Source organism: Roseateles sp. FW301-B2 (assembly GCF_058788955.1).
The window spans coordinates 1-24554 of sequence record NZ_JBYTBE010000040.1 but is presented as its reverse complement, the minus strand read 5'-3'; the positions used below and the strand labels follow the sequence as shown (position 1 = coordinate 24554).

The window sequence follows — 24554 nt, the reverse complement described above, 5'->3', positions numbered from 1 at the left end:
GCAGTCCAGGCCCTTGGCCACGGCAGAGTAGTTCGACTCAAGCTATGCCCCACGCCGCTCGCTCCTGTCAGAAACCGCCGGTCCCGGTGGCCAGCACGATGCCATTCTCGCCAAAGGCCCAGACCGTCTTGGCGTCCTGGATAAGCAGCGCCAGCAGGCTCTGCTGCGTCGACTGCGCCTGCTGCTTCCAGCTTTTGCCGCCGTCATCGGTGGCCAGCAGCAGGCCAGCGTCGCCAACGATCCAGCCGTGCAGCGCATCGGCAAACTGAACATCGTTCAGTGCGCCGGCCGCACCCACGTCCTGCCGCAGCCATGTCCTGCCTGCATCGGCGCTGCTGAGCACCAGCCCCTTGCTGCCCACCGCCCAGATCTTGCCGCCCGCCTGGCGATGCAGGCGCCGCACGTAAAGCCCAGGCCCGGACACCGAATCGGAGTCGGCGCTGTAGACGGTGCTGAAGTCTGCCGAGTCCGCCTTGATGAGGAAGAGGCCGCCGGTGCGCAGCCCATTGCCGCCCGCCGCCAGCACCTCACCGTTCTCCAGCGTCAGCAGCTGCCTCACGTCAACCGGCAATGTGGCGCGCATGGCCCAGCTCTGACCACCGTCACTGCTGCGGTAGACGATGCTGCCCTGCCAGTTGCTCACCGCCATGATCCCCTCGGTTTCGCTGCTGAAACGCAGGGCCTGCAGCGCACCGCCAAATTCAGATCCGCCGGTCGGCACGGCCCACACCTGCGACCAGTTGGCGCCGCCGTCGCGGGTACGGAACAGCAGGCCAAAGTCGGCCACCACCCAACCCGTGTTGGCGGAGACGAATTGCAGGCTGCCGATATCACCCATCGAAAACATCGGCGGCGCTTGCCAGCTGCGGCCGTAGTCGCTGCTGCGCAGCAGCTGACTGCCGCTGAAGGCGAACAGGCGGCCCGGCGTCGGCATCGCGGCCGAGCCGATAGCGCCCGCCAGTGCCCCGCCACCAAAGCCAAGGGCCAGATCTGCTGAGCCGAAATGCGGGACCAACAGCTGCCAAGCCCCCTTGCCATCGTACGAACGCAATGGGCGCCCGCTGAGCAGCACGCCCTGGCCGGCCAGTGAGCTCAGGGATTCGGGCAATCCGCCCAGGCCCACTTGCAAGGCCTGCCAGCTGGCGCCCGCATCGGCGCTGACCCAGGAGTTCCCTGCGTCATTCGTAACGAGCAGCGTGCTTGCATTCACCACATGGCGGATCGAGGCGCCTGACTCCGGGGCTGCCACGGTCATCCAGGTCTCGCCGCCATCGACGCTCCGGTACAAGGTCGCGCCGCCACCGCCCACGTTGCTGTGGCTCGCCCAATACTGGCCAGCGCCAGCCGGCCAGAACGCCACGTCGCCCCTCAGACTGAACCGCGAATACAGCAGCTGGGGAATGCCGGTGGCCGCAACCCGCTTCCAGGTCTGGCCGCCATCGGTGCTGGTGCACAACACCACCTGATCCACGAAATGCTGCCAGCCACCTTCGTTGGAGGCAGAAATCTGCCAGCTCACGCTCAGCAAATCGCTGCGCGAAGCCGCCTGTATCAAGCGCCAACCCGTGGCGCTGCCCTGACAAGCGGCGGGCAACTCCCCCGCCACGGACTCATGCAGGCCCAGATCCAGCGATCGCACGACCTGCAAGCTCTTGCCGTCGCCCGTCCACTCGGTTCGGTACAGGCTGCCATCCTTGGCTTGCGAGTCGTAGCGCTGCGCCGACGCGAACCAGCTGGCGCCGCCATCGGCGCTCACCCACAGGCTTGTCGTCGCCAGGTCGGCGCTCACGCTTGTCACCGACAGCAAATCGCCGCCGTGGTTGCGCAGCGGACTGCTTCCCAATGGCGCAGAGAGCCGGCCAACGCGGCGGAAGCCGGCGCCGCCATCGTCACTGCGCCAGACACCACCGTCCGCCCCCAGCACCCAGGACTTGTTGGCATCGACCAGGGCAAAGCTGTGCAGCTTGCCGGCATCGGGCAGGCGTAGCGCCTGCCAATTGCGAGCACCGTCCGAGGTCTTGCTGAGTTGCCGCTCGTCCGTCAGCACCCAGCCAAGCTGAGCAGTGACAAAGCTCGCCTGCGTCAGCGCCGCGCCCGCCGGAAGCGGCGCCTGCCAGCACCAGCCGGAAGCCTCAGCGCCCGAACAGATGCGGCCGGCCAGATGAGCCTTGTTGCTGAGGCTCAGCTTGAAGCTGCTGCTGCGGCTTTGCCCGGCCTCGTTGCTCAGCTTCAGCTGCACCTCGTAATCGCCGGCCTTGGCGTAGGCATGCTTGGGGCTGACCTCGGTGCTGCTGCTGCCATCGCCGAAATTCCATTCATAGCGCAGGCCGGCGGCGCTGCCAGCACTGCTGCCGAACTGCACCGCCGCGGCCAGATCACTCGCTGCCGGTGCCGAGATGCTGAGCACCTCCGGCAAGGGCGCCGGCGGCGCGACGCTGGCGCCATCGCCACCTCCTCCGCAAGCACTCAGTAGTCCGACGACAAGCGCGACCCCGGCCGCGCGCCATTTTTTCTGCGTCTTTCGCTGCATGTAACCCTCCCTGGGTTGTGACTTATTTTTGGGGCATTCTGCACGAAGCCCGGTGGCAATGGACGCATGGCGCACGGGCGCCCTTGGAGCATGACCACAGTTGGCTAGACTCGCCTTGTGATCGCTGCCGAGCCCCCCAGGTGAACCGCCGCCAATTGCACGGCTTGGCGCTCGCCTGCCTGGCAGGCGGCCTGCGTGGCGCAAGGGCCGCCGAGCCCATGCTCACCGGCTTCACTGAGAACCTGCCGCCGCTGAACTACCAGGACGAAACCGGGCCGCAGGGCTTCAGCGTCGAGCTGCTGCGCATGGTGGCGCTGCAGGCCAATCTGAAGCTGGAGATTCAGGTGCTGCCCTGGGTGCGCGCCATGCAATCGGCCGAGGCCACACCCAACAGCATCCTGTTCTCGCTCACCCGCACGCCCGAGCGCGAGGCGCTGTTCAAGTGGGTGGGGCCCATCAGCCCGCGCCGCATCGTGGTCTACAAGCTGGCCAGCCGCAGCGAGCTGAGCCTGTCCGAGCTGCGCCAGCTGCAGGGCGCCAAGATCGGCGTGGTGCGTGAATCGGCCACCGCGCGGCAGCTGCTGGCCGAGGGCTTCAAGCCCGGCGAGGAACTCGAATTCGGGCTGGACGACGCCACCAATGTGCGCAAGCTGCTGGCCGGGCGCATGGAGTACGTGATGCTGCTGGACTGGGCCGCGGCCTGGAACCTGCGCCAGCTCAAGCTGCCTTATGCGACCCTGCAGGCGGTGCTGGACTACGACAACAGCAAGTCCTACTGGTACGGACTGCCGCCCGACACCGACCCGGCCTTGGTGCGGCGTCTGCAGGCCGCGCTGGACGTCACCAAGCGCGATGGGCGCTACGAGCTCTTGAAGCTGCGCTATTTCAGCTGAAGCCGCCTGCAGCAAGCGGGCAAAATCGCGCCCATGCCCGAGGCCCTCCCCGCTCCCGTCAAAGCCAAGTCAGCCCCCCAGAAGGCGATGGAGAAGCTGGGCCTGCTGCGCGACATCGACCTGGCCCTGCACCTGCCGCTGCGCTACGAGGACGAGACGCGCCTGACCCCGATCGCCGAGGCGCGCGATGGCGACACGGTGCAGTGCGAGGGCGAGATCGTCGAATCCCATATCGAGCTGCGCTCGCGCCGCCAGCTGCTGGTGCGCATCGACGACGGCAGCGCCCAGCTGCTGCTGCGCTTTCTGCACTTCTACCCCTCGCACCAGAAGAGCCTGGCGGCCGGCGCCCGGGTGCGCGTGCGCGGCGAGATCCGCGGCGGCTTCTTCGGCCGCGAGATCGTGCACCCCAGCTTCAGGCTGGTGAACGAGGGCGCGCCGCTGGCGGACTCGCTGACCCCCGTCTACCCCACCAGCGCCGCCCTGCCTCAGGCCTATCTGCGCAAGGCGGTGGGCTCGGCCCTGCAGCGCGCGCCGCTGGAAGAGATCCTGCCCGAGCAGGCGGTGCCGCGCCAGCTGCCCGCGCTGCGCGAGGCGCTGATGTTCCTGCACCACCCGCCGCCCCAGGCCAGGTTGGCTATGCTGGAGGACCACAGCCACCCGGCCTGGCAGCGCCTCAAGTTCGAGGAGCTGCTGGCTCAGCAGCTGAGCCAGCTGCAGGCGCAGCGCGAGCGCGCGCGCCTGCGGGCGCCGGCCCTGAGCGGCCGGCGTGGCGGCCTGCACGAGCAGCTGCTGGCTGCCCTGCCCTTCACCCTCACCGGCGCACAGCAGCGCGTCTGCGAGGAAATCGCGCAAGACCTGGCACGCCCCCAGCCCATGCACCGCCTGCTGCAGGGCGATGTGGGCTCGGGCAAGACCGTGGTGGCGGCGCTGGCTGCCGCGGTGGCGATGGCGGCCGGCTGGCAATGCGCGCTGATGGCGCCCACCGAGATCCTGGCCGAGCAGCATTTCCGCAAGCTGATCGGCTGGCTCGAGCCGCTGGGCATCACGGTGGCCTGGCTGACCGGCAGCGTCAAGGGCAAGGCGCGCCAGAAGATGCTGGACGCCGCCGCCTCGGGCGCGGCCCAGCTGGTGGTGGGCACGCATGCGGTGATCGAGGACAAGGTGAGCTTCGCCAAGCTGGGCCTGGCCATCATCGACGAGCAGCACCGCTTCGGCGTGGCGCAACGCCTGGCGCTGCGCAAGAAGCTCGCCAGTCAGGCGCTCGAACCGCATCTGCTGATGATGAGCGCCACCCCCATCCCGCGCACCCTGGCGATGACTTATTTCGCCGACCTGGATGTGTCGACCATCGACGAGCTGCCGCCCGGCCGCACGCCCATCGTCACCAAGGTGTTTGCAGACAGCAAGCGCCTCGAGGTGGTGGCCAAGATCGCCGACGAGGTGGCGCGCGGCGCCCAGGTCTACTGGGTCTGCCCGCTGATCGAGGAGTCGGAGACGCTGGACCTGAAGAACGCCACCGAGACGCACGCCGAGCTGAGCGCGGCGCTGGCCGGCCAGCGCGTCGGCCTGCTGCACGGCCGCATGCCGCCAGCCGAAAAGGCCGCGGTGATGGCCGAGTTCTCGAGCGGCCGCATGAGCGTGCTGGTGGCCACCACGGTGATCGAGGTGGGCGTGGATGTGCCCAACGCCAGCCTGATGGTGATCGAGCATGCCGAGCGCTTCGGGCTCAGCCAGCTGCACCAGCTGCGCGGGCGGGTGGGCCGCGGCGCGGTGGCCAGCGTCTGCGTGCTGCTCTACACCGGGCCGCTCTCGGACACCGGCAAGTCGCGCCTCAAGGCCATGGCCGAGACCAACGACGGCTTCGAGATCGCGCGCCGCGACCTCGACATCCGCGGCCCCGGCGAGTTCATGGGCGCGCGCCAGAGCGGCGCCGAACTGCTGCGCTTTGCCGATCTGCAGGAAGACTCAGCCCTGCTGCAAGCGGCGCGCCGGCTGGCCCCCGAGCTGCTGGACCACCACCCCGCGGCCGCACGCCGCCAGGTGGAGCGCTGGCTGGGCAGCAAGGCGGAGTTCCTCAAGGCGTAATTCGCACAAACCGGCATGACCAACGCTAGGCCGAGGCGGGCTTCGCTATAGTCCGCGGAACTTTTTCCCACGAAACCCAGCTCATGATGAACCCCCTGTCCTTCCAGCGCCGTGCCGCCCTGTCCTTGATGATCCTCGGCGCCAGCGCCGCGCTGCTGAGCGCCTGCGGCGGTGGCGGCAGCAGCAGCCCGGCCGATACCTCGGGTTCGGCCGCCGTCACCGTGCTCAAGACCACCGACACCCTGGTGGGCACCGGCGCCACCGCGGGGGCCGGCAAGACGCTGACGGTGCATTACACCGGCTGGCTGTATGACGAGAAGGCCGCCGGTCAGAAGGGCACGAAGTTCGACAGCTCGGTGGACCGCGGCACGCCGTTCACCTTCGTGCTGGGTGCCGGCCAGGTCATCGCGGGCTGGGACCAGGGCTTTGTCGGCATGAAGGTGGGTGGCAAGCGCACCCTGCTGATCCCCAGCGCCCTGGCCTATGGCACGGCGGGCCGCCTGCCCACCATCCCGGGCAACGCCGCCCTGGTGTTCGACGTCGAGCTGCTCGCCGTCAACTGAGCCCCAGGCTCACTTCAAGCGCTGCACCCAGTACACCAGCACCTCCTGGCGCGGCTGGATGTCGGCATCGCTGTAGAAGTAGACCGGCACCGCATTGATGGCCTCCACCGTGGCCATGCCCGAGATGACGCGGCCGAACACCGTGTAGCCGGGCTTGGCCGCGCTCTGGTAGTCCAGGCTCGGGTTGTCCTTGACGTTGATGAAGAACTGGCTGGTGGCGCTGTTGGCATCGCTGCGGCGCGCCATCGCGATCGTGCCGGGCAGATTTCCCAGGCCGTTGTTGGCCTCGCTGACGATGGGGGCGTAGGTCGGCGGCTTGAAGCGCATGCCCGGCGCATAGGCGCCGCCCTGGATCACGAAGTCGCGGTCGACATGGTGGAACAGGGTGTTGGTGTAGAAGCCGTCCGCCACATAACGCAGAAAGTTCGCGACCGTGACCGGCGCATAGCTGGTGTAGAGCTCCAGCACGATCTCACCGCTGCTGGTGAGCATGCAGACGGTGCTGTACTGGCTCTCGGCCGACTTGGCCAGGCCGGTGGCGCTGCAGCTGTTGGTGGGCGGATTGGGGTTGGGGTTGGGCGTCGGGTAGGGCCCGCCGCCAGGCCCGTCGTCATGGCCGCCACCACCGCAGGCCGCCAGGCTCAGGGCGGTGGCCAGGGCCAGCAGGCCCGAATAGATAGAACGCATCGCAACTCCCTTGGTTGGGAATTGCAACGCCGGCCCGGCCGCGGGCGTTGACCGGCTGACGTCCTGTTACTTCAGCCGGTCTTCAGAATTCGAGGTTGTCGATCAGGCGCGTGTTGCCGATGCGGGCCGCCGCCAGGGCCACCAGGGGCTGGCCCTCCTGGGCCGGGCCCAGGTCGTGCTGGCGGCGCAACGTCACGTAGTCGGGCTGCCAGCCATGGTCGCGCAGGGCCTGCATGGCATCGGCTTCCATCGCCTCGAGATCGCGCGCGCCGGCCTGCCAGCGCGCGATCAGCGCTTTCAGGGTGGCGCAGAGGTGCAGGGCCTCGGCCCGTTCGGCCTCGCTCAGGTAACCGTTGCGCGAGGACAGCGCCAGGCCCTCGGCGCTGCGCGAGGTCTCGCCCGCCAGGATGGTGATGGGCAAGGCCAGCTGCTGCACCATGCGGCGCAGCACCATCAGCTGCTGGTAGTCCTTCTTGCCGAACACCGCCACGCGCGGTTGCACGATGTTGAAGAGCTTGGCCACCACGGTGCACACGCCGACGAAGAAGCCGGGGCGGAAATGGCCTTCCAGGATGTCGGCCAGCTCGGCGGGCGGATGCACCTTGTAGCCCTGCGGCTCGGGATAGAGCTCGCGCTCGTCGGGGGCGAACACGAGCTCGCAGCCCGCGCTCTCGAGCAGCTCGCAATCGCGCGCCAGCGTGCGCGGATAGCGGTCGAAATCCTCGTGCGGCGCGAACTGCAGGCGGTTCACGAAGATGCTGGCCACCACCGGCGCCTCGGGCCCCACCGCGGCGCGCGCCTGGCGCACCAGCGAGAGATGGCCCTCGTGCAGATTGCCCATGGTGGGCACGAAGCCGGTGCCCGTGCTGCCGGCCAGGGCGGCGCGCAATTCGGCGATGGTGTGGATGACTTGCAGTGCCATGTCAGTAGCCGTGGAGATCGTCTTGCGGGAAGGTCTGAGCCTTCACCTCCGAGACATAGCGGCGCACCGCGTCCTGCACCGAGGAGGCGCCCTGCATGAAGTTCTTGACGAAGCGCGGGCGGCGGCCGGGCGTCACGTCCAGCATGTCGTGCAGCACCAGCACCTGGCCCGAGCAGCCCACGCCGGCGCCGATGCCGATCACCGGGATGGCCAGGCTTTGCGTCAGCTCGGCGGCCAGCGCGGCCGGGATCATCTCGATCACCAGCATCTGCGCGCCGGCATCGGCCAGCTCCTGTGCATGCTTCTTCAGCAGCGCGGCCGAGGCCTCGTCGCGCCCCTGCACCTTGTAGCCGCCCAAGGCGGTGACGGTCTGCGGCGTGAAGCCCAGGTGGGCGCAGACGGGAATGCCGCGCTCGACCAGATAGCGCACCACCGGCGCGGTCCAGCCGCCGCCTTCCAGCTTCACCATATGGGCGCCGGCCTTCACCAGCGCGGCGGCGCTCTTCCAGGCCTCGGCGGTGCTGGCCTGGTAGCTGTCGAAGGGCAGGTCGCCGATGATCCAGGCGCTCTTGCGGCCGCGTGCCACGCAGCGCGTGTGATAGACCATCTCCTCCAGCGTCACCGGCACGGTGCTGCTCTGGCCCTGCAACACATTGCCGAGCGAATCGCCGATCAGCAGCACGTCCACGCCGGCTTCGTCCAGCAGGGTCGCGAAGGCGGCGTCGTAGCAGGTCAGCATGGCGATCTTGTCGCCGCTGGCATGCATGTCCAGCAGGCGCTGGAGGCTCATCGGTTTGCGCTCGGTGTTCATGATGGCTGCTGCTCGGAGGTCAAGGGCGAGCGCAGTGTAGCGGGCCGATGCGGGTTTGCACCAAGCCGGGGACAATGTAGGCTCGCACCCCTAGGAGGCCCCACCGCATGACGCTCACCGAGCTGCGCTACATCGTCGCCGTCGCGCGCGAACGTCACTTCGGCCGCGCCGCCGAGGCCTGCTTCGTCTCGCAACCCACGCTTTCGGTGGCGATCAAGAAGCTCGAGGAAGAGCTGGACGTGAAGATCTTCGAGCGCGGTGCCGCCGAGGTCTCGGTGACGCCGCTGGGCGAAGACATCGTGCGCCAGGCGCAATCGGTGATCGAACAGGCCAGCGCCATCAAGGAGATCGCCAAGCGCGGCAAGGACCCGCTGGCCGGCGCGCTGCGCCTGGGCATCATCTACACCATCGGCCCCTATCTGCTGCCCGAGCTGGTCAAGCACACCATCGAGCAGTACCCGCAGATGCCGTTGATGCTGCAGGAGAACTTCACCGTCAAGCTGCTGGAGATGCTGCGCACCGGCGAGCTGGACTGCGCCATCATGGCCGAGCCCTTCCCCGACACCGGCCTGGCGATCGCGCCGCTCTATGACGAACCCTTCGTGGTGGCCGTGCCTGCCCCCCACCCCTTTGCGCAGCGCCAGAGCGTCAGCACCCAGGAGCTGAAGAACGAGACCATGCTGCTGCTGGGCACCGGCCACTGCTTCCGCGACCATGTGCTGGAGGTCTGCCCGGAGTTCGCGCGCTTCTCCTCCGATGCCGAGGGCATACGCAAGAGCTTCGAGGGCAGCTCGCTGGAAACCATCAAGCACATGGTGGCCTCGGGCATGGGGGTGACGGTGGTGCCCTCTTTAAGCGTGCCGCGCGACCCCACGCCGCATCTGCGCTTCGTGCCCTTCGAGGACCCCGTGCCCACGCGCCGCGTGGTGCTGGCCTGGCGCCGCACTTTCACGCGCTACGAGGCGATCGCGGCGCTGCGCAACGCCATCTATGCCTGCAAGCTGGATGGGGTGACCAGGCTTTCGTAGCAAGAAGCGGGTGGCCGCCGGCGCCGCGTGCCTTCAGACTATCTCCATGATGCAAGACGCCACCCCTCCCGATCTCCGCTTCGAGCGCGTGCGCCAGGCCATCCAGCAGCTGGCCGCGGCGCCCGAGGCGCTCTCGCTGCAGGCGCTGGCCGATGCCGCCGGGCTCAGCCCCTTCCACTTCCAGCGCAGCTTCGTCAGCATGGCGGGGGTCACGCCCAAGGAGTTTGCCCAGGCGCTGGCGCTGGCGCGTGCCAAGCAGAGCCTGCTGCGCGCCGAGTCGGTGCTGGAGGCGGCGCTGGCCGCCGGGCTCTCGGGGCCCTCGCGCCTGCACGACCTGTTTCTGAGCCTGGAGGGCCTGACGCCGGGCGAGTTCAAGCAGGCCGGGCGCGGCCTGGACGTGCAGTGGACGGCGCTGGACTCGGTGCTGGGCCCGGTCTGGCTGGCCAGCACCGCGCGCGGCGTGCTGCGCATGGCCTTCATGCGCGAGGCCTCCAGCGCCGCGCTGCTGGACGAGGCGCGCGCGCTGCTGCCCGAGGCGCGCTGGCACGAGGCCGCGCAGCCCCTGCGCCCGCTGGCCACCGAGGTGCAGCGCCGCCTCGCCGGCCTCAAGCCCCAGCACCCGATCGGCCTGCTGCTCAGCGGCACGCCGCTGCGGCTCAAGGTCTGGGAGGCGCTCTTGCGCATCCCCGAGGGCCAGGTCCTGTCCTATACCCAGCTGGCGCGGCTGGCGGGTGCGCCGCAGGCGGTGCGCGCGGTGGCCAGCTGCGTGGCCGCCAACCCGATCGCCTACCTGATCCCCTGCCACCGGGTGATACGCGCGAATGCCGATTTCGGCGAATACCGCTGGGGGCCGGAGACCAAGCGTGCGCTCCTGGGGCTGGAGCTGGCGCGGCACGCCTCCTGAGCGTTTCTTAGGTGCCACCCTCCTGCCCGAATACGGTCTTGCGCGCGGTGGGCAGCCATTCGTCGATATTGCGGCTGGTGGCGATCAGCACCGGCACCAGGATCTGCTTGGCCGGCGGCTTGCCGGCCCGGCCCGCCAGCAAAGCCTCGGCGGCGCGCTGGCCCATCAGGTAGGGCTGCTGCATGCCCACGGCCACCAGCGCCTTGCTCTTGAGCAGATCGACGAACTCCGGGATGCCGTCGAAGGAGCCCACCAGCAGCTCGGCGCTGCGCCGGGCGTCGCGCACCGCCTGCAGGGCCCCCAGCGTGGGCTGGTCCACCTCGACGAACAGGCCGCGCAGCTTGGGGAAGGCGGCCAGCATCTCTCGCACGAAGCCGTAGGTCTCCTCGGTCGAATAACTCTTCATCTGGCGCAGCACCACCTCCTTGCCAAAGCCGGCCTCGCGCATGGCATCGCGGAAGCCGTTGGTGCGGTCCTGGCCGTTCTTGCGGTCCAGCGCGATCGTGCACAGGCCGTACTGTCCGCCCCGCCAGCCGCGTTCGCCCATGGCGCGCGCCATCGCCTCGCCCACCCCGTAGGCGCCCTTGTAGTTGTCGGACTTGATGTAGGACAGGTAGTCGCCACCATTGCTGCCGATGTCGGCCACCACCGCGGGCACCTTGGCGCGGCTCGCCAAGTCCAGCACCGCCACCGCCGATTTGCTGCTGGTGGGCGAGAGCACCAGGCCGGCGGCGCCGCGCGCCAGCACGCTGCTGGCATGGGCCAGCTGCAATTCGTCGCTGTTGCGGCTGTCCAGCGCCTCGAAGCTCATGCCGGCGGGCTCGACCACGGCCTGTACGCCGCGGCCCAGGGTGCGCCAGAACGGCAGATCCAGGCCCGGCGTCAGATAGGCCACCAAGGGCGCGGGTGCGAGCTGCGCCGCCACCGGCCAGCCGCCCGCAAGCAGGGGCAAGCCGGCAAACCGGCGCAGACAGTGGCGCCGCGACAAGATGCATGGGTAGGGCATGAGCTTGACCTCCGCGATGTCCTCAGGGCCGGGCCGCGATCGGCACCGCGTCCGCCACGTCGGCGCCGGGCGCATGGCGCGGCAGCGTCATGTGCAGCGTGGTGCCTTCCCCGGGCTGGCTGACGATGCGTATCTTGCCACCCAGCACGCCGGTGACGATGTTGAATGCGATGTGCAGGCCCAGGCCGGAGCCGCCATGGCCCAGCTTGGTGGTGAAGAAGGGCTCGAACACATGGCTCAGATGCTCGGCCGGTATGCCGCGGCCGTCGTCGCTGACCCAGAGCTCGACGCAGCCGCTCTCCAGGCCGCGCGCGCCGATGCGTATCAGCCCGGCATCGCGGCCCTCGAAGGCATGCAGCACGGCGTTGTTGATGAGGTTGGTCAGCACCTGGCCGAGCGGCCCCGGGAAGCTGTACATCTCCAGGTCCTGCGGCAGTTCGGCCTGCAGCAGGAAGGGCGTCTTGCGCAGCGAGGGCTGCAGCGTCAGGCAGATCTCGCTCACCACCTCGTGCAGCAGGAAGCGCCGGCGCTGCGAGCTCTCGCGGTCCACCGCCACCTGCTTGAAGCTGGTGATCAGGTCGCCGGCACGGCCCAGATTTCGCAGCACGATGTCCGCGGCCGCATGCACCTCGCCCACATAGGCATGCAGGGCCTGGCGCGTGAGCGGATGTGCCAGCTTGGCCTCCATGTCCCGGGTGACGTCCTGGATGGTGCTGGCCGCCAGCAGGCCGTTGCCAATCGGCGTGTTCAGCTCATGCGCGACGCCCGCCACCAGAGCGCCCAGCGCCGCCAGCTTTTCGCTCGACACCAGCTCGCCCTGCATCTGGTGGAGCACATCGACGCTGTGCTGCAGCTCGGCATTGGCATGCCGGAGCGCATCGTCGCGCTCGATCAGGCGCGCGCGCATCTGGTCCATGGCATAGAGCAGGCTGCCGTGGTCGGCGGGCCGCAGCCGGATCACCGAGTGCAGGTCGCCGGCGGCGATGCGGCGCGCGATGTCGGCCGCGTACTCGGGTTCGCCGCCCAGCCGGTGCAGCAGCGAGCGCGTGATCGCCACCGTCACCAGCACGCTCAGCAGCAGCGCCAGCCCGGCCAGCGCGACGATCAGCCGGCGCGCATCCAGATAGGCCTGCTCCACCTGGCGGCTCGCCGCCAGCATCTGCGCGCCCTGGTGCTGGTTGAACTGCTCGAGCAGCGCGAAGTAGTCGGTCTGGTAGCCATGCAGGTCGACGATGAGCAGGTTGCGCGCCTCGCCCAGCCGATGCTGGTTCAGCAGGCCGATGAAGTCCTCCTGGTTGATGCTGTAGGCCGAGTGCACGACCTGCATGCGCCGCAGCAGCTCGCGGCCCAGCGGGTCGCTGACGCGCTCCCCCAGCGTGGCGAGCGCCACCTGCATGCGCTGCTGGGCGGCCGCGATCTCGGCCTGGGCCTGCGCCAGCTGGGCGTCCTCGTTGAAGATCAGCGCATTGCGCATCGCGCGCGCGGCAATGCCCAACTGGCTGTTGACCTCGCTGATCAGCACCGTCTTGGGATATTCCTGCTGCAGGGCCTGCCGGGTGGTCTCGCTGAGCGCCCCGAGCTTCAGCACCGCCGCGCCGCTCAGCGCCACCAGCAGCACGATGATGGCGCCATAGCTCAGCGCCAGGCGCTGGCCGATGCCCGCGCGCCCGTGGCCACGCCACGAACCAAGCCTCGTCAGACTGTGTCTCATCGGTATGCGGATGAAATGGCGGTCGGCCACCCGCCCGGCAGGGGCGGGGCCGCCTGGGACACAGTCTACGGCCGCGGCAATGCCTCAGCGCAGCTGCGCCAGCGTGGCCGCCGCCATGCCCATCAGCAGGGCCCCCACCCCGCCGGCCAGCCAGCGCTGGGTCGCAGCTCCGCCGCCGGCGCGCTGGCCGCGCAAGGCGCCCAGGCTGGCCAGCAGCACCGCGCCATAAACGACGATCTGGTTGGCCGCGATGATCAGCGTGAGCCAGAGCGCCTGCGCCAGCGGCGCGCGCTCCGGGCTGCGCAGAAAGGCCGGGAACACCGCCAGCATGAAGGCATAGGCCTTGGGGTTGAGCAGGCAGTTGGCCATGCCGCTGAAAAACACCCGACCCGGCGCCTGCGCCTTCACGGCCGCGGGCGGCGGGGCGCCGGCCGGCGCGGCCACCATCCAGGCCGAACGCAGCATCTGCCAGCCGATCCAGCCCAGGTAGAGCGAACCCGCCACCAGCATGAGCGCAAAGGCGCCGGGCAAGAGCATCAGCAGGGCCGCGAGGCCGCTGAGGTTGAGCAGCACATGCACCACCCCGCCGGCCACGATGCCGGCCAGTGCCAGCAGGCCGCCGCGCCAGCCCGACTGCAGGGCATGGCCGGCCACATAGGCCATGTCCATGCCGGGCAGCACGATGATGCCCAGGGTGAGCAGAAAAAACATCCAGAGACTGTGGCTGGCATCCATGGCCGGCTCCCTTGTGGTTGACCTCAAGGCTCGCAGTCTAGAAAGCAAATAGGACAGAATCGGCCCTGTATCGACCACCGAGCACCATGAGCAAACCTACCGGCCGTGTCCTTGCCCTGCTGGAGCTGCTGCAGTCGCGCGCGCGCCTGCCCGGCAGCGAGCTGGCCGAGCGGCTCGGCGTGGACCAGCGCACCGTGCGCCGCTACATCGCCCAGCTGGTGGAACTGGGCCTGCCGATCCAGACCGAGCGTGGCCGCGATGGCGGCTATGCGCTGGCGGCCGGCCACAAGCTGCCGCCCATGATGTTCAGCGCCGAAGAGGCGCTCGCGCTCACGATGGGCTTGCGCGCGGCGCGCGAGCTGGGCCTGCACGGCATCCTGCCGGCCATCAGCAGCAGCGAGGCCAAGCTGGAGCGCGTCATGCCGACGGCGCTGCGCAAGCGCGTCGCGGGCATCGCCTCGGTGGTGGCCCTCGACCTCAAGACGCCCAAGCAGCGCGCCGCCAGCCCCGAGCTGCTGGCGCTGAGCACCGCCGCGCGCGCCCAGCAGCGCGTGCGCCTGCAGTATCTGGATCTGCACCAGCAGGCCAGCACGCGCGAGCTCGACGTCTACGGCCTGGCCTACCGGGGCGGCGCCTGGTATGCGGTGGGCTATTGCCAGCTACGCCAGGACGTGCGCTCGTTCCGGCTCGACCGCGTGCAGGCCGTCGAGGCCCTGCCGGTGAGCTTCGGCCGCCCGGCGGATTTCGATGTGCTGGGCTATCTGACTCACGCCATCGCCACGCTGCCGCGCAACCACGCGGTGGAGGCCCTGCTGCACACCGATCTGGCCACGGCACGGCGCGCCCTCTATGCCGAGATGGGCGTGCTGGAACCCTGCCGGGGCGGCGTGCGCCTGCGCGCCCAGGCCGACGATCTGGCGTCGATGGCGCGCGACTTCGCCCAGCTGCCCTTCGGCTTCAGCATCGTCAAGCCCGCGGCGCTGCGCCGCGCCATCGCCGCCCATGCCCAGGCCTTGTTGACGCACATGCAATAAGTCATGCGTAGTCACCCGAAGTCGGGTAAATGCGCCCCCTTGAACCAAGGGGTGCGCTCCCGCCGCGGCATGAGCTAACGCCTACATTGCCACCCTCAATAAGACCAACCGTCAGGAGAGGGATCAAAGATGAAGAAGCAAGTATTGGGCGCCGTGGCTGCGGCCGCCCTGGCGCTGTGCGCCGGCCAGGCGCAGGCCCTGAACATCGTGCTGTGGGATACCAGCGGCAGCTTCGGCAAGGCGCCGCATGGCGCCGAGGCGCTGTTCGCCTTCCAGAAGGCCGCCAACTACTGGAACAAGACGCTCACCAACGACGTCACCGTCAACATCCAGATCTCCTTCGACGCCCTGGCCCCCGGCGTGCTGGGCTCCACCGGCAGCGCCAGCCAGGTGGTGGCCGTGACCGACGCCTACGCGCGCCTGGCCGCCACCAAGACCAGCGCGCTGGACAATATCGCCGTGGCGAATCTGTCGGCGCTCTCGGCCAGCGGCGGCCTGACGGTGCGCATGAACAACTACCACGACGTGGCCAACAAGATCGGCGTCGCCGCCGATGCCACCCGCCTGGTCACCGGCAATCTGGACAGCACCCGCTACCTGGACGTCAACCAGTCGGTCGTGAAGGCCCTGGGCCTGACCAGCCTGACCGGCCCGGCCCAGCAGTTCGACGCCAATATCAAGTTCAGCTCGAACTTCGGTTTCGACTTCAACCCGAGCAACGGCATCGATGTGGGCAAGTACGACTTCACCGCCGTCGCCATCCACGAGCTGGGCCATGCGCTGGGCTTCGTCAGCGGCACCGACACCTTCGACATCCTGGCCCACGGCAAGGGTCCGCTGGCCGCCAACTTCGAGGCCGGCAACTATGGCGACAAGAACACCGACGGCTGGGCCATCGGCAGCACGCTGGACCTGTTCCGCTATGGCAATGCGCTGAACGGCAGCAGCCTGGCGCTGCAATGGTCGGCCGCGCCCAACCGCGCGGCCTTCTTCTCGATCGACGGCAAGCATGTGTTCAACCTGCCCGACGTGGACCAGGAAGCCGGCTTCTTCTCGACCGGCCGCTACAACGGCGACGGCCAGCAGGCCTCGCACTGGAAGGACAACCTCGGCGCCATCGATCCCGACACCGGCGGCGCCTGCCTGTTCGAGACGCGCGCCGTCGGCATCATGGACCCGACCTCCTCGCCCTGCCACCAGGGCGCGATCACGCAGAACGACATCGCCGCCTTCGACGCGATGGGCTGGAACACCAGCTTCGACGTGCTGGCCAATGGCAGGTACAGCATCAACAGCAGCGGCGCCTTCGCCCTCGACGGCCTGGCCGCCGCGGTGCCCGAGCCCGCCACCTGGGCGCAGCTGCTGCTGGGCTTCGGCCTGATCGGCGGCTTCCTGCGCGCACGCCGCCAGGGTGGCGACGCCGCCTGAGCGCGGCAAGGCCGGCGGGGCGGCCGCGATCGGTTAGGCTTTCAAGCCCTGCACGACCCGTGGAGCCCCGCATGGCCAAGACATCCGCCACCCTTGCCGTGCTGCTGCTGTTGGGGCTTGGCGGCGCACGGGCAGCGCCCGTCGCCGAGCCCAGCCGCGCCGAGCTGACGCGCCAGGTCGAGGCGCTGGACCAGGCCTTCTTCGGCGCCTTCAACCAATGCCGGATCGAGCAGCTGGCCGGCCTGGTGGCCGAAGACCTGGAGTTCTTCCACGACAAGACCGGGCTGATGCGTTCGCGCCAGGCCTTTCTGGACAGCGTGCGCAAGAACGTCTGCAAGCGCTTCCGGCGCGAGCCGCTGCCGGGCACCATGACGGTGTTTCCGCTGGAGGGCTTTGGCGCCATCCAGATGGGCGAGCACAAGTTCTGCCCGCTGGACAGCGGCCGCTGCGAGGGCAAGGGCCGCTATGTGCATGTCTGGCACCGCCTCGACGAGGGGCGCTGGGAGCTGATGCGGGTGCTCAGCTACGAGCACCTGCCGTTGTCCGAGTGACGTTGAGGCTCACAGCACCGACAGCAGGCCGATGATGCCCAGCGTCAGCGCCGCCAGTGCGTCGCCGGCGATCAGGCCGCCGCCCACCAGCGAGGTGGAACTCATGTCCGCGGGCAGCTCGTCCGCGCCCGCCGCCGGCTTGGGCACGACCGTGTTGATGAAGCTGGAGATCACCCCGCCGCCGGCAAACCAGGCCGAGGTGCTGAGGTTGACGAAGCCGCCGAAGGACGAGGCATAGGGGCTGGGCAGCAGCACCGCATCCAGCACGAAATCCGCAGCGAAGGCGCCCTTGCTGCTGCGCGCCCAGCGCTTGTAGCCGGCATGGCCCCAGATCAGCTTGCGCAGCAGCTCGGTCACCAGGCCGATCGCCACGCCGATCCAGATCGCATCGGTCTGGTAGGGCTTGGGGTCGGTGAGGCTGCGCAGCGCGCCGACGAATTTGTAGGTCATCGCCGAGGTCCACTGCGCCGGCGCCTGATCGGCGCTCATGGCGGTCTGGTCCAGGTTCAGCACCGGGTAGGCCGACATGAAGAGCTTGGCGATCACCACCGCCAGGATCGCGCCCAGCAGCAGGCCGGCCACCTGGAAGCGGAACTGCAGCGCGCGGTTGGAACCGAGGCGCCAGCCGGTCGAGCGGTCCTGCTGCATATCGCCCGCCACGCTGGACGAGACGAACACCACCATCGCCGCCAGCAGGCCCAGCATCGGGTCCTTGAGGCCGATGCTGGCCAGTATCAGCACCGTCACCACAAAGGCCGAGGAGATCGGGTTCTGATCGGTCAGGCCCAGCGAGATGCCGTTGACGATGGCAAACACATAGACCAGGCCCACCGCCAGCAACATATAGCCCAGCGGCTCGTGGAAGAAGTTCACGCCGCAGAACACCGTGGCCGCGGTCCACACCGCGACCCAGGCGAGCAGGCGCGGGGTACTCGCGCGCGGCCCCCGATGGTGGCCCTGCTGCTCCTCCGGCACCTCGGTCTGCACGGCATTGACGTCGCGCAGGCGGCGCGCGGCGCGCCAGAAGATCAGCGCCAGGTCGACGATGGCGGCGCCCAGGATCAGGCCCAGCGCGATCAGGAAGGCGATCTTGCGGAAGGGCTCGCCGGCCTTGAGCCAGCCGATGCTGATGAAGTAAGGCCCCAGGGCCCAGAACACCAGGCCGCCCACGATGGCCGGAATGCCCACGCGCGCGCCCACGATCAGGCCGGCGCCAAAGGTCGAGGCCGAGAGCTCGATGGCCTCCAGCAGCGGGATCTTGGCCGCCGCGAACCCCGTGCCCAGGCCCGCGGCCATGCCGCCGAACAGGCGCGAGACCGAACGCTTCAGCAGCACCGGGTCGGTCAGCGCGCGCAGGATGTTGGCCACCGCCAGCCCGGAGGGGAAGGTCAGCTGCATGCGCTCCACCAGGATCGGCGTGTAGAGCATGCCGATGCCGGCGGCCATCATGCCGATGCAAAGCATGTAGGTGACGAGCTGCCAGTTGGGCACCGGCGGCATGCCCATCCAGGTCATGGCCTGGATCAGCGTGCTCATCGCCATCATTCCGGCCACCGAGGCGGCGGTGGTCTGGATGTAGTTGGCGCCATGCTTGCCCTCGGAACCGTAGCCGTAGGTGACCACCGAACCGAGGATGCCCGCCAGCACCTGGCCGCCGACGAAGAAGCCGATCGAGAAGTTCATGAAGGCCGCGGTGATGCCGCCCAGCGGGCCCAGCACCAGCATGCCGATGGCGCCCAGCAGGGCGTAATAGCGCCAGCTGCCGACGCGCGGCAGCCAGGCCCAGCGGCGCGTGTCCGGCACCGAGCTCACAGAAATGGAGGACATGGAGGAAAGGCCCAACGTAAGATGGCGCGGACTGTAGCCCCCGGGCCACCATCGCACCATGAGTGAGATCACCCCCACCCCCACGCCGCATCCCACCCGGATCGCCATCCTCACCTTCGACGGCTTCAACGAGCTCGACAGCTTCGTCGCCCTGGGTCTGCTGAACCGCCTGAAGGCCCAGGGCTTCAGCGCCGAGCTGTGCGGCCCCGGCCATGCGGTGACCTCGATGAACGGCGTCACGGTGCAGTTGCAGCGCCCGCTGGAATGGGCCAACGAGGCCGAGGTGGTGCTGTTCGGCTCCGGCATCTACACCCGCGCCATCGCCGAGAACTCGACCCTGCTCGATCGCCTGCAGCTCGACCCGGTGAAGCAGCTGATCGGCGCGCAATGCTCGGGCACCCTGCTGCTGGCGCGCCTGGGCCTGCTGGGCGACATGCCCGCCTGCACCGACCTGATCACCAAGCCCTGGGTCGTCGCGGCCGGCGCCCGCGTGCTGGACGAGCCCTTCCACGCGCGCGGCCCCATCGCCACCGCGGGTGGCTGCCTGGCCTCCCAGTACCTGGCCACCTGGGTGATGCTGAGACGCGCCGGCGAGCCCGCCGCGCGGGAGGCGCTGCACTATGTGGCGCCGGTGGGCGAGAAAGAGTCCTATGTGGAGCGGCTGCTGGCGCAGGTGGCGCGGTATTCCGCCTAGGCGCGTTCGATGCGGCAGGCGTAGCAGCCGTGGCCGGTGAAGCGCGCCAGCACAAAGGCCACCTCGGCGCGTGACAGCAGGGCTTGCAGATGCGCCTCGGCCTCGGCCGCCGCGACCACCGCCCCCTCCAGGATGCGCTCGGCGGCCGAATAGGCGCGCAGCAGGAAGCTCGGGCTTAGGTAGGGGTGCTCGCCGGCGAGCGGCAGGTGATCCAGGCCCTGCACCGGCTCGGCATCATCGGACGCGTCGGCCAACAGGAACACCGGCCCGTACTCGCGATAAGGGCCGGCCTGCTCGAAGGGGCAGTAGCTGGCCAGCAGCAAGGCCTCGCCGGGGCGCGCGCGGCGCAAGGCATCGCGACAGGGCTCGCCGCCTTCGGCGATGTGACGCTCCACCGGCTGGTTCAGATCGTCCAGGCCCGCAGCGCGGGCGCGCTGCACGAAGCTGGCGCGGATGGGGGTGATGCGGTAGGGGATGGCTTGGATGGCTGGCATGGGGCGGTGCGCGGCGTTGATGTGACGGCCATGCTAGGAGTGCGTCAGGTGGGCGGCCACCCGGTTCTTGCGGGGTGACGCATCGCAAAGCGAGCGAGCCGGTCGGGATGCCGGCAGCTTCAGCGGCGCGACAAATCGGCCGCCCTGGGCAGCAGGGTCGGATCCATCAACGCCGCAACGTTGAGAATCCCGGCGCCAAAGCCCCGGTCAGACATCCATCCGGCCGGCACGGTCGCGCTTCTGCGCGCCATGCAACGGAATGCCTCGATCCGCTGCCAGGGCTCGGGGTAACGCGCCTGGATAGCCCCGCGATGGGCGAGCATCCACAGGGCCGCGGCGCCCGAGGTCATCGCTGCAGCAAAGCTGGTGCCGCCCCAAAAAGATGTGTAGCCGTAGCCGCTGCACCTTGTCGTGTGGGCCCGCAAGACTCCACCGGCGGGCGCGCTGAAATCGACCCAGCGCCCGCGCGAACTTATGCACCAAGGCCGCGCTCGGCGCGTGACACCGGCCACTGCGATGGCGCGCGGCAATGCCGCCGGAAATGCCGGCCAGCCCCGAACAGGCATATTGCCGGCAGCCGCAATCAGGATGACACCGCATTCGTAGCAGTGATCGAGCGCCAGACGGATGGCCTCGGGTGGGCTGAACTTCAGGAAGGTGCCCAGGCTGACGTTGATCACGTCCACCCGGACTTGGTCGACCAGATAGCGTAGCGCGGCCTCAAACTCATGGGCCCGCCAATCAATGATGACGCAATCGCTGATCCTGGCCGGCACGACCGGCACGCGCGGGGCCACGCCCAGATAGGCCGCCGCCGCGTCGTCGCCATTGATCACGCTGGCACTCATCGTGCCGTGGCTGCCGACCAACGCCCTCGGCCACTCGCTGCCTGCGCCGGGCGGAGGATCCGGCAGAAAGGTACGCGCACCCCACGAGTCAATCCAAGGTGAGTTCGGGAATCCAAATACCGGGTGTTGCGTGTAGCCGGTATCGAGCTGCCCGACCCGCAGCCCGCCCCAATCGATGTGCTTGCGGCCGCCCAGCAGTTCCCAGGCCCGTTCGACCTCGCACATCCGAAGATGCCAGTTTCGATCACTGCTCATAGGCCCGCGCCGCTCCCATGCTTCCTGCCTGCATCGCCTACGGACAGCGCGTCACAGGCAGGGCTTGCAGCGCGCGGAAATAGACGTTGTCGACCCAGGGCGGCACCGCATCGGGATCGCACAGGCGCAGCGTGGGCAGCGCGTCGATCAGCCGTGTCAGGGCCTCGGGCACGATGCGCGCCTGCACGAACTGGCCGATGCACTCGTGCACGCCATGACCCAGCGATAGATGCCCGGCGCCCGTGGGCCGATCCCAGATGAACTGTTCCGCATTGCCTCCCGCCACTCCATCGCGATTGGCCGAGGCGATGACGGCGAATACGGCACTGTCCTTGGGAACAGCGACGCCGCCTATGTTCAAGCCCTTGGCGGCGTAGCGCTCCGCGATGGTGACGGGCGGGTCGATCCGGCGCGCCTCCTCCAATGCGCCTTTCAGCATCGAGTCGAAGGCTGGGGACTGTGCCGTGCGAAGCGCCGCGAGCGCATCCCATGGCCTCATGCGGGCGTTACGCGGATCCGGCATCATGAGATTCCGCGTCGCCGTGCCCAGCAGGAAGGAGGCCGACTGTCCGGCCAGCGCAAACTGCACCAAGGTCACCACCGCCTCCAGAAAGCGGACTGGGCGACAAGGTGGGAGGGAGAGTCCAAAGAAATGCAGCTTTGTCCGCGACGCGAGTTCCCCGATCAGGGTACCGGCGAAGCAGGATCTGCCGATCGGGATCAGGCTGCGCAGCCAGGCCTTCGCGAATTGGCAGCCCAGGCGCCAGCCGAGGCGCAATGCAGCGTCGTAAAGCGCGAGCTGATCGACCCCGCCCGGACGCTCTGGTTGGCCATAGTGGCAGATCATGGTCTGCACCAGGCGCTGACATGCGGAGATCTGCGCGGCATCTTTCAAACCCACCAAGCGCCACAGAACGCGGAGCGGCACCCTGGCGCCGTACGCAGTCATGAAGTCGAACTGCTTGACGCCGCCGATGTCCGCCAGTGCGGCCGTGATTTCCGCGGTGACGATCTGGTCGATGTGAGCGGTCGACGCCCGCAAAGCCTCCGCGGCGACACTGCGGACGACGCCGTGGCGAGGGCCGTCCATAGTGATGATGCCGCGCAGCTTGGTGCGCGGCTGAGCCTGAAGAAAGTTGTCGTGCTCGTCAAACAAGCGCTGCGCGTCGGCGCGCGACAGCACCCAAAAAGCCTTGTGCTCCTTCACCCACACGACATGCCTGCCTGCATTGCGCAACTGCCTGTAGGCCGGAAACGGATCGGCGATGAAGCCGGCATCACGCATGCGGATACCACCCGGCGATTGAGGGTGCCGCGCTGAGCAGTCGCGGCGCGGAGGCGGCAGGTAGGTCGTGACGACATCGGCCAGGCACTTGGAATGCAGCCGCAACAGCAGAACGTAAGTCCCGATGGCAATCATCCAGCCCGGCAGGCGAGCCAGACCCGTGAGGCGGGGCCGGTCCGCGCATCGACGCGCCGGCGCGCTCGTCCTGCTCGCTGATTGCCCAAGCCCGCGCAGCATCGAGATGCCCGGGAAAAACAGGTAAAGGCTGCCCCGCGTGGTGACCAACGGCGGCACCTCCAGGCCGCCGATCCCTGGCAACTCCATATGAACGGGCTTGCTGCGCAGCCCGGCCAAGGGATCCTGGGTACCCCGAATTCCGCTGGCTGCGTCGCCACCCTGTATCCACTGTCGCTGGATGAACTCGAATTGCCGCTCCAGACTGGCGCCGATGAACAGACCCATCAAGCCACGCTTGCCGACACCATCCTCGACCCAGCGTATCGGCATACCACGCCGTATCAGCCGACGCGAGTGCCTTTGTCCCGCGACGCGCGCGCTGCGCGGGTTGCTGCGGCGGATATGGGCGCCCACCGGGCAGCGCTCGCCCTCGTGATCGTTGAAGACCGCGGGGTGTTCCCAGGAGGGGGCGTAGTCGAAAGCGTTGCTGGGCCCCGTCGCGCCGGGCGCCTGCGGGCTAAGAGACAGCGGCTCGCCGTCCCGCCAACGGCCGAGCAGCTTCGCCCTCAGCAGCTCCTCGCCGATCGCCAGGCGCCAAGCCTGATGGGTGATCATCCGACTGAACGCCTTCACGTCCTGCTCCATCATGCGCAGGGCAGCAAAGCTGCCGTTCGTCGCCAGGTCCGCGGGCAAGTTCCCCAACGAGGAGCCGCCGTAGATGCTTTTGTAGTGTCGGCCGAGCAGGAATTCGCCGGGGCTCGCCGCGGGCTGGAAGTCCGGCGTCTCGGGTTTGCATTGCCCGCTGATGCGTGGCTGGGCAATGCTGTCGCGGTAGCCGAAATACACATAGCTATTGGGCAGGGCGTGGGCGTTCTGTCGAAACACCTCGCGCAGACCGTTCTGATGGACGCCCGTCTCGTCAACGAAGGTGTCGTGGATCGTTCTCGCTGCATACGGCTCTGACGAGTACAGCACCACCATCAGGTGGATGTCTTGCTCGGCGCGGCCGAGCCGCCAGTGCCGGGGATCGCTGGGGCCGACGTCGCCGTTGGCCTCGCTGCGCCGCAATGCCCCCTCGCGAAACTCGACCGGAAAACGCTCGAGATCGGCGCGCCGATCGGGCAGCAATGTCTCGAGCCCGGCAAAGGTGAAGCCAAGCTGCGCAATCAGCGCCTGTTTCTTCTCGATCTGCCTGTCCGCGCTGATCACGCCACTCCACGCGCCCTGACCTGCAAAGACCTCGGCCAACCATTTGCGCGCCAAGTCCGCATCGGTGATGGAGAAAAAGAGATACACCGCCGTCTCGGCCCTGTAACCAGTCAGGATGTTCGCCTGCACGTCTGCCAGGTCGACGGGGTCTCCATGTCGGTCCATCGACGGTGACAGCAACTGGCACCGCTTGCCAGCAATGTCCGTCACCGTCTTTCTCGGATAGGCGCTATAGATGGGAAAGGGGAAATCCGGGGGCAGAAGCGCCGCGTCGCAATGACAACCACCCGGCGCAATGGGCACCCGGTTCCAGCACCTGACGAAATCCATGAACTCATCGGGATACTCGCGCACCGGCAGCGGAGGCGCGTCCTCGACATACAGCAGCAGGGCGTCGAAGACCTCGCCCAAGGCGATGACAAAGTCCATCACATAGGGTTCAAGCGGGCCGTCAAACGAGGTGGTGACCATCAGCGCCTTGCCATCCCATGAAGGCACGAAGCGCGCGAAGTGGAGGAAGCTCAGTTCCTGCAGGGCCCGCTCGATCTTGGGCTGCGCTACCACGATGTCCCACAGCATGAGGGGCAGCTTGCTGGGCGAGGCGAGCTTCAAGGCCAGGTTGAGCCCATGACTCACTTGCGCTGGGTCAGGGGCCAGCCACGATCTGGCCCAAGGCGGAAACTTTTCCATGCCCTCTCCTGTCGGTGATGACTTCGGCGACGGCGTTCTGTCGGCCGCGCCGCAGGCGCAATGCCGAGTCAATGCCGGATTGGCATTCAAAGCAGCAGCCTTGTCATCATCAATGCGGCTATGTGTCGAACTCTCGCGGCCTCGCCACGCAAGCGCGCCACTCCCGCCCCCACCCCCTGCGATAATC

20 protein-coding genes are annotated in these 24554 nt (G+C 68.5%); 9 read left to right on the top strand and 11 right to left on the bottom strand.

What is annotated here, in order from left to right; all coding sequences use genetic code 11:
* Positions 1-67 precede the first annotated feature (67 nt).
* Positions 68-2605, bottom strand: a complete 2538-nt coding sequence (locus AC3WQY_RS21160) for a YCF48-related protein (RefSeq protein ID WP_492710527.1) — start codon at positions 2603-2605, stop codon at positions 68-70.
* 65 nt (positions 2606-2670) lie between these two features.
* Between AC3WQY_RS21160 and AC3WQY_RS21155 the strand changes: the two genes are divergently transcribed.
* The 3 genes from AC3WQY_RS21155 (at position 2671) to AC3WQY_RS21145 (ending at position 6071) form a co-directional block, all read left to right on the top strand.
* Positions 2671-3423 carry a substrate-binding periplasmic protein gene (locus AC3WQY_RS21155; RefSeq protein WP_492710526.1) on the top strand — a complete coding sequence of 251 codons (753 nt, stop codon included), beginning with the start codon at positions 2671-2673 and terminating at the stop codon, positions 3421-3423.
* A gap of 33 nt (positions 3424-3456) precedes the next feature.
* Positions 3457-5508: an ATP-dependent DNA helicase RecG gene (recG, locus tag AC3WQY_RS21150; RefSeq protein WP_492710525.1), complete on the top strand. Its 2052-nt coding sequence runs from the start codon at positions 3457-3459 to the stop codon at positions 5506-5508.
* Positions 5509-5636: 128 nt separating this feature from the next.
* A complete protein-coding gene (locus AC3WQY_RS21145; RefSeq protein WP_492710566.1) occupies positions 5637-6071 on the top strand; it encodes an FKBP-type peptidyl-prolyl cis-trans isomerase in 435 nt (144 codons plus the stop codon).
* Between the two features lie 9 nt (positions 6072-6080).
* Here AC3WQY_RS21145 and AC3WQY_RS21140 read toward each other — a convergent pair whose 3' ends face one another.
* The 3 genes from AC3WQY_RS21140 to panB form a co-directional block, all read right to left on the bottom strand.
* Positions 6081-6758: a peptidylprolyl isomerase gene (locus AC3WQY_RS21140; RefSeq protein ID WP_492710523.1), complete on the bottom strand. Its 678-nt coding sequence runs from the start codon at positions 6756-6758 to the stop codon at positions 6081-6083.
* 82 nt (positions 6759-6840) lie between these two features.
* A complete protein-coding gene (gene panC, locus AC3WQY_RS21135; RefSeq protein WP_492710564.1) occupies positions 6841-7674 on the bottom strand; it encodes a pantoate--beta-alanine ligase in 834 nt (277 codons plus the stop codon).
* A gap of 7 nt (positions 7675-7681) precedes the next feature.
* Complete coding sequence (panB, locus tag AC3WQY_RS21130; protein WP_285234621.1) at positions 7682-8491, bottom strand: 3-methyl-2-oxobutanoate hydroxymethyltransferase; 810 nt, start codon at positions 8489-8491, stop codon at positions 7682-7684.
* 107 nt (positions 8492-8598) lie between these two features.
* Between panB and AC3WQY_RS21125 the strand changes: the two genes are divergently transcribed.
* Both AC3WQY_RS21125 and AC3WQY_RS21120 read left to right on the top strand, forming a co-directional pair.
* Positions 8599-9519: a hydrogen peroxide-inducible genes activator gene (locus tag AC3WQY_RS21125; RefSeq protein ID WP_285234620.1), complete on the top strand. Its 921-nt coding sequence runs from the start codon at positions 8599-8601 to the stop codon at positions 9517-9519.
* 46 nt (positions 9520-9565) lie between these two features.
* Positions 9566-10423 (top strand): methylated-DNA--[protein]-cysteine S-methyltransferase, encoded by an 858-nt coding sequence (locus AC3WQY_RS21120; RefSeq protein ID WP_492710520.1) that lies wholly within the window; start codon positions 9566-9568, stop codon positions 10421-10423.
* Positions 10424-10430: 7 nt separating this feature from the next.
* Here the strand turns inward: AC3WQY_RS21120 and AC3WQY_RS21115 are convergent, their stop codons facing one another.
* The 3 genes from AC3WQY_RS21115 to AC3WQY_RS21105 all read right to left on the bottom strand — a co-directional run bounded on the left by AC3WQY_RS21115 (position 10431) and on the right by AC3WQY_RS21105 (position 13875).
* A complete protein-coding gene (locus AC3WQY_RS21115) occupies positions 10431-11375 on the bottom strand; it encodes a substrate-binding domain-containing protein (RefSeq protein WP_492710519.1) in 945 nt (314 codons plus the stop codon).
* 76 nt (positions 11376-11451) lie between these two features.
* Positions 11452-13140 (bottom strand): ATP-binding protein, encoded by a 1689-nt coding sequence (locus AC3WQY_RS21110; RefSeq protein WP_492710517.1) that lies wholly within the window; start codon positions 13138-13140, stop codon positions 11452-11454.
* A gap of 84 nt (positions 13141-13224) precedes the next feature.
* Positions 13225-13875 (bottom strand): LysE family translocator, encoded by a 651-nt coding sequence (locus AC3WQY_RS21105; protein WP_492710515.1) that lies wholly within the window; start codon positions 13873-13875, stop codon positions 13225-13227.
* A gap of 86 nt (positions 13876-13961) precedes the next feature.
* Here AC3WQY_RS21105 and AC3WQY_RS21100 point away from each other — a divergent pair, with 86 nt between their 5' ends.
* The 3 genes from AC3WQY_RS21100 (at position 13962) to AC3WQY_RS21090 (ending at position 16888) form a co-directional block, all read left to right on the top strand.
* On the top strand, positions 13962-14909 hold the full coding sequence (locus tag AC3WQY_RS21100; protein ID WP_492710514.1) for a helix-turn-helix transcriptional regulator: 948 nt from the start codon (positions 13962-13964) through the stop codon (positions 14907-14909).
* A 129-nt stretch (positions 14910-15038) separates the two neighbouring features.
* Positions 15039-16337 (top strand): NF038122 family metalloprotease, encoded by a 1299-nt coding sequence (locus AC3WQY_RS21095; RefSeq protein ID WP_285234614.1) that lies wholly within the window; start codon positions 15039-15041, stop codon positions 16335-16337.
* A gap of 71 nt (positions 16338-16408) precedes the next feature.
* The gene (locus AC3WQY_RS21090; protein WP_492710512.1) at positions 16409-16888 is read left to right on the top strand and encodes a nuclear transport factor 2 family protein; all 480 of its coding nucleotides are present in this window, start codon (positions 16409-16411) and stop codon (positions 16886-16888) included.
* Positions 16889-16897: 9 nt separating this feature from the next.
* Here AC3WQY_RS21090 and AC3WQY_RS21085 read toward each other — a convergent pair whose 3' ends face one another.
* Positions 16898-18715, bottom strand: coding sequence for an OPT/YSL family transporter (locus tag AC3WQY_RS21085; protein WP_492710511.1), 1818 nt, complete (start codon positions 18713-18715; stop codon positions 16898-16900).
* 58 nt (positions 18716-18773) lie between these two features.
* Here AC3WQY_RS21085 and AC3WQY_RS21080 point away from each other — a divergent pair, with 58 nt between their 5' ends.
* Entirely contained in the window at positions 18774-19409 is a 636-nt protein-coding gene (locus AC3WQY_RS21080; protein ID WP_492710509.1) for a DJ-1/PfpI family protein, read from the top strand.
* On the opposite strand, the gene AC3WQY_RS21075 is transcribed toward AC3WQY_RS21080, so the two are convergent.
* From AC3WQY_RS21075 to AC3WQY_RS21065, 3 genes are all read right to left on the bottom strand, one after another.
* Positions 19406-19903: a DUF1203 domain-containing protein gene (locus AC3WQY_RS21075; RefSeq protein WP_492710507.1), complete on the bottom strand. Its 498-nt coding sequence runs from the start codon at positions 19901-19903 to the stop codon at positions 19406-19408. The genes AC3WQY_RS21080 and AC3WQY_RS21075 overlap by 4 nt on opposite strands.
* Positions 19904-20022: 119 nt before the next feature.
* A complete protein-coding gene (locus tag AC3WQY_RS21070; RefSeq protein WP_492710506.1) occupies positions 20023-21006 on the bottom strand; it encodes a S8/S53 family peptidase in 984 nt (327 codons plus the stop codon).
* Positions 21007-21043: 37 nt separating this feature from the next.
* The gene (locus AC3WQY_RS21065; RefSeq protein ID WP_492710504.1) at positions 21044-24367 is read right to left on the bottom strand and encodes a hypothetical protein; all 3324 of its coding nucleotides are present in this window, start codon (positions 24365-24367) and stop codon (positions 21044-21046) included.
* Between the last annotated feature and the right edge of the window lie 187 nt (positions 24368-24554).

Excerpts from the sequence above, each read along its gene's own strand:
- recG (WP_492710525.1), top strand. The coding sequence starts at position 3,457 with ATGCCCGAGGCCCTCCCCGCTCCCGTCAAAGCCAAGTCAGCCCCCCAG.
- AC3WQY_RS21145 (WP_492710566.1), top strand. The coding sequence starts at position 5,637 with ATGATCCTCGGCGCCAGCGCCGCGCTGCTGAGCGCCTGCGGCGGTGGC.
- AC3WQY_RS21140 (WP_492710523.1), bottom strand. The coding sequence starts at position 6,758 with ATGCGTTCTATCTATTCGGGCCTGCTGGCCCTGGCCACCGCCCTGAGC.
- panB (WP_285234621.1), bottom strand. The coding sequence starts at position 8,491 with ATGAACACCGAGCGCAAACCGATGAGCCTCCAGCGCCTGCTGGACATG.
- AC3WQY_RS21125 (WP_285234620.1), top strand. The coding sequence starts at position 8,599 with ATGACGCTCACCGAGCTGCGCTACATCGTCGCCGTCGCGCGCGAACGT.
- AC3WQY_RS21120 (WP_492710520.1), top strand. The coding sequence starts at position 9,566 with ATGATGCAAGACGCCACCCCTCCCGATCTCCGCTTCGAGCGCGTGCGC.
- AC3WQY_RS21110 (WP_492710517.1), bottom strand. The coding sequence starts at position 13,140 with ATGAGACACAGTCTGACGAGGCTTGGTTCGTGGCGTGGCCACGGGCGC.
- AC3WQY_RS21105 (WP_492710515.1), bottom strand. The coding sequence starts at position 13,875 with ATGGATGCCAGCCACAGTCTCTGGATGTTTTTTCTGCTCACCCTGGGC.
- AC3WQY_RS21100 (WP_492710514.1), top strand. The coding sequence starts at position 13,962 with ATGAGCAAACCTACCGGCCGTGTCCTTGCCCTGCTGGAGCTGCTGCAG.
- AC3WQY_RS21095 (WP_285234614.1), top strand. The coding sequence starts at position 15,039 with ATGAAGAAGCAAGTATTGGGCGCCGTGGCTGCGGCCGCCCTGGCGCTG.
- AC3WQY_RS21090 (WP_492710512.1), top strand. The coding sequence starts at position 16,409 with ATGGCCAAGACATCCGCCACCCTTGCCGTGCTGCTGCTGTTGGGGCTT.
- AC3WQY_RS21085 (WP_492710511.1), bottom strand. The coding sequence starts at position 18,715 with ATGTCCTCCATTTCTGTGAGCTCGGTGCCGGACACGCGCCGCTGGGCC.
- AC3WQY_RS21080 (WP_492710509.1), top strand. The coding sequence starts at position 18,774 with ATGAGTGAGATCACCCCCACCCCCACGCCGCATCCCACCCGGATCGCC.
- AC3WQY_RS21075 (WP_492710507.1), bottom strand. The coding sequence starts at position 19,903 with ATGCCAGCCATCCAAGCCATCCCCTACCGCATCACCCCCATCCGCGCC.
- AC3WQY_RS21070 (WP_492710506.1), bottom strand. The coding sequence starts at position 21,006 with ATGAGCAGTGATCGAAACTGGCATCTTCGGATGTGCGAGGTCGAACGG.
- AC3WQY_RS21065 (WP_492710504.1), bottom strand. The coding sequence starts at position 24,367 with ATGGAAAAGTTTCCGCCTTGGGCCAGATCGTGGCTGGCCCCTGACCCA.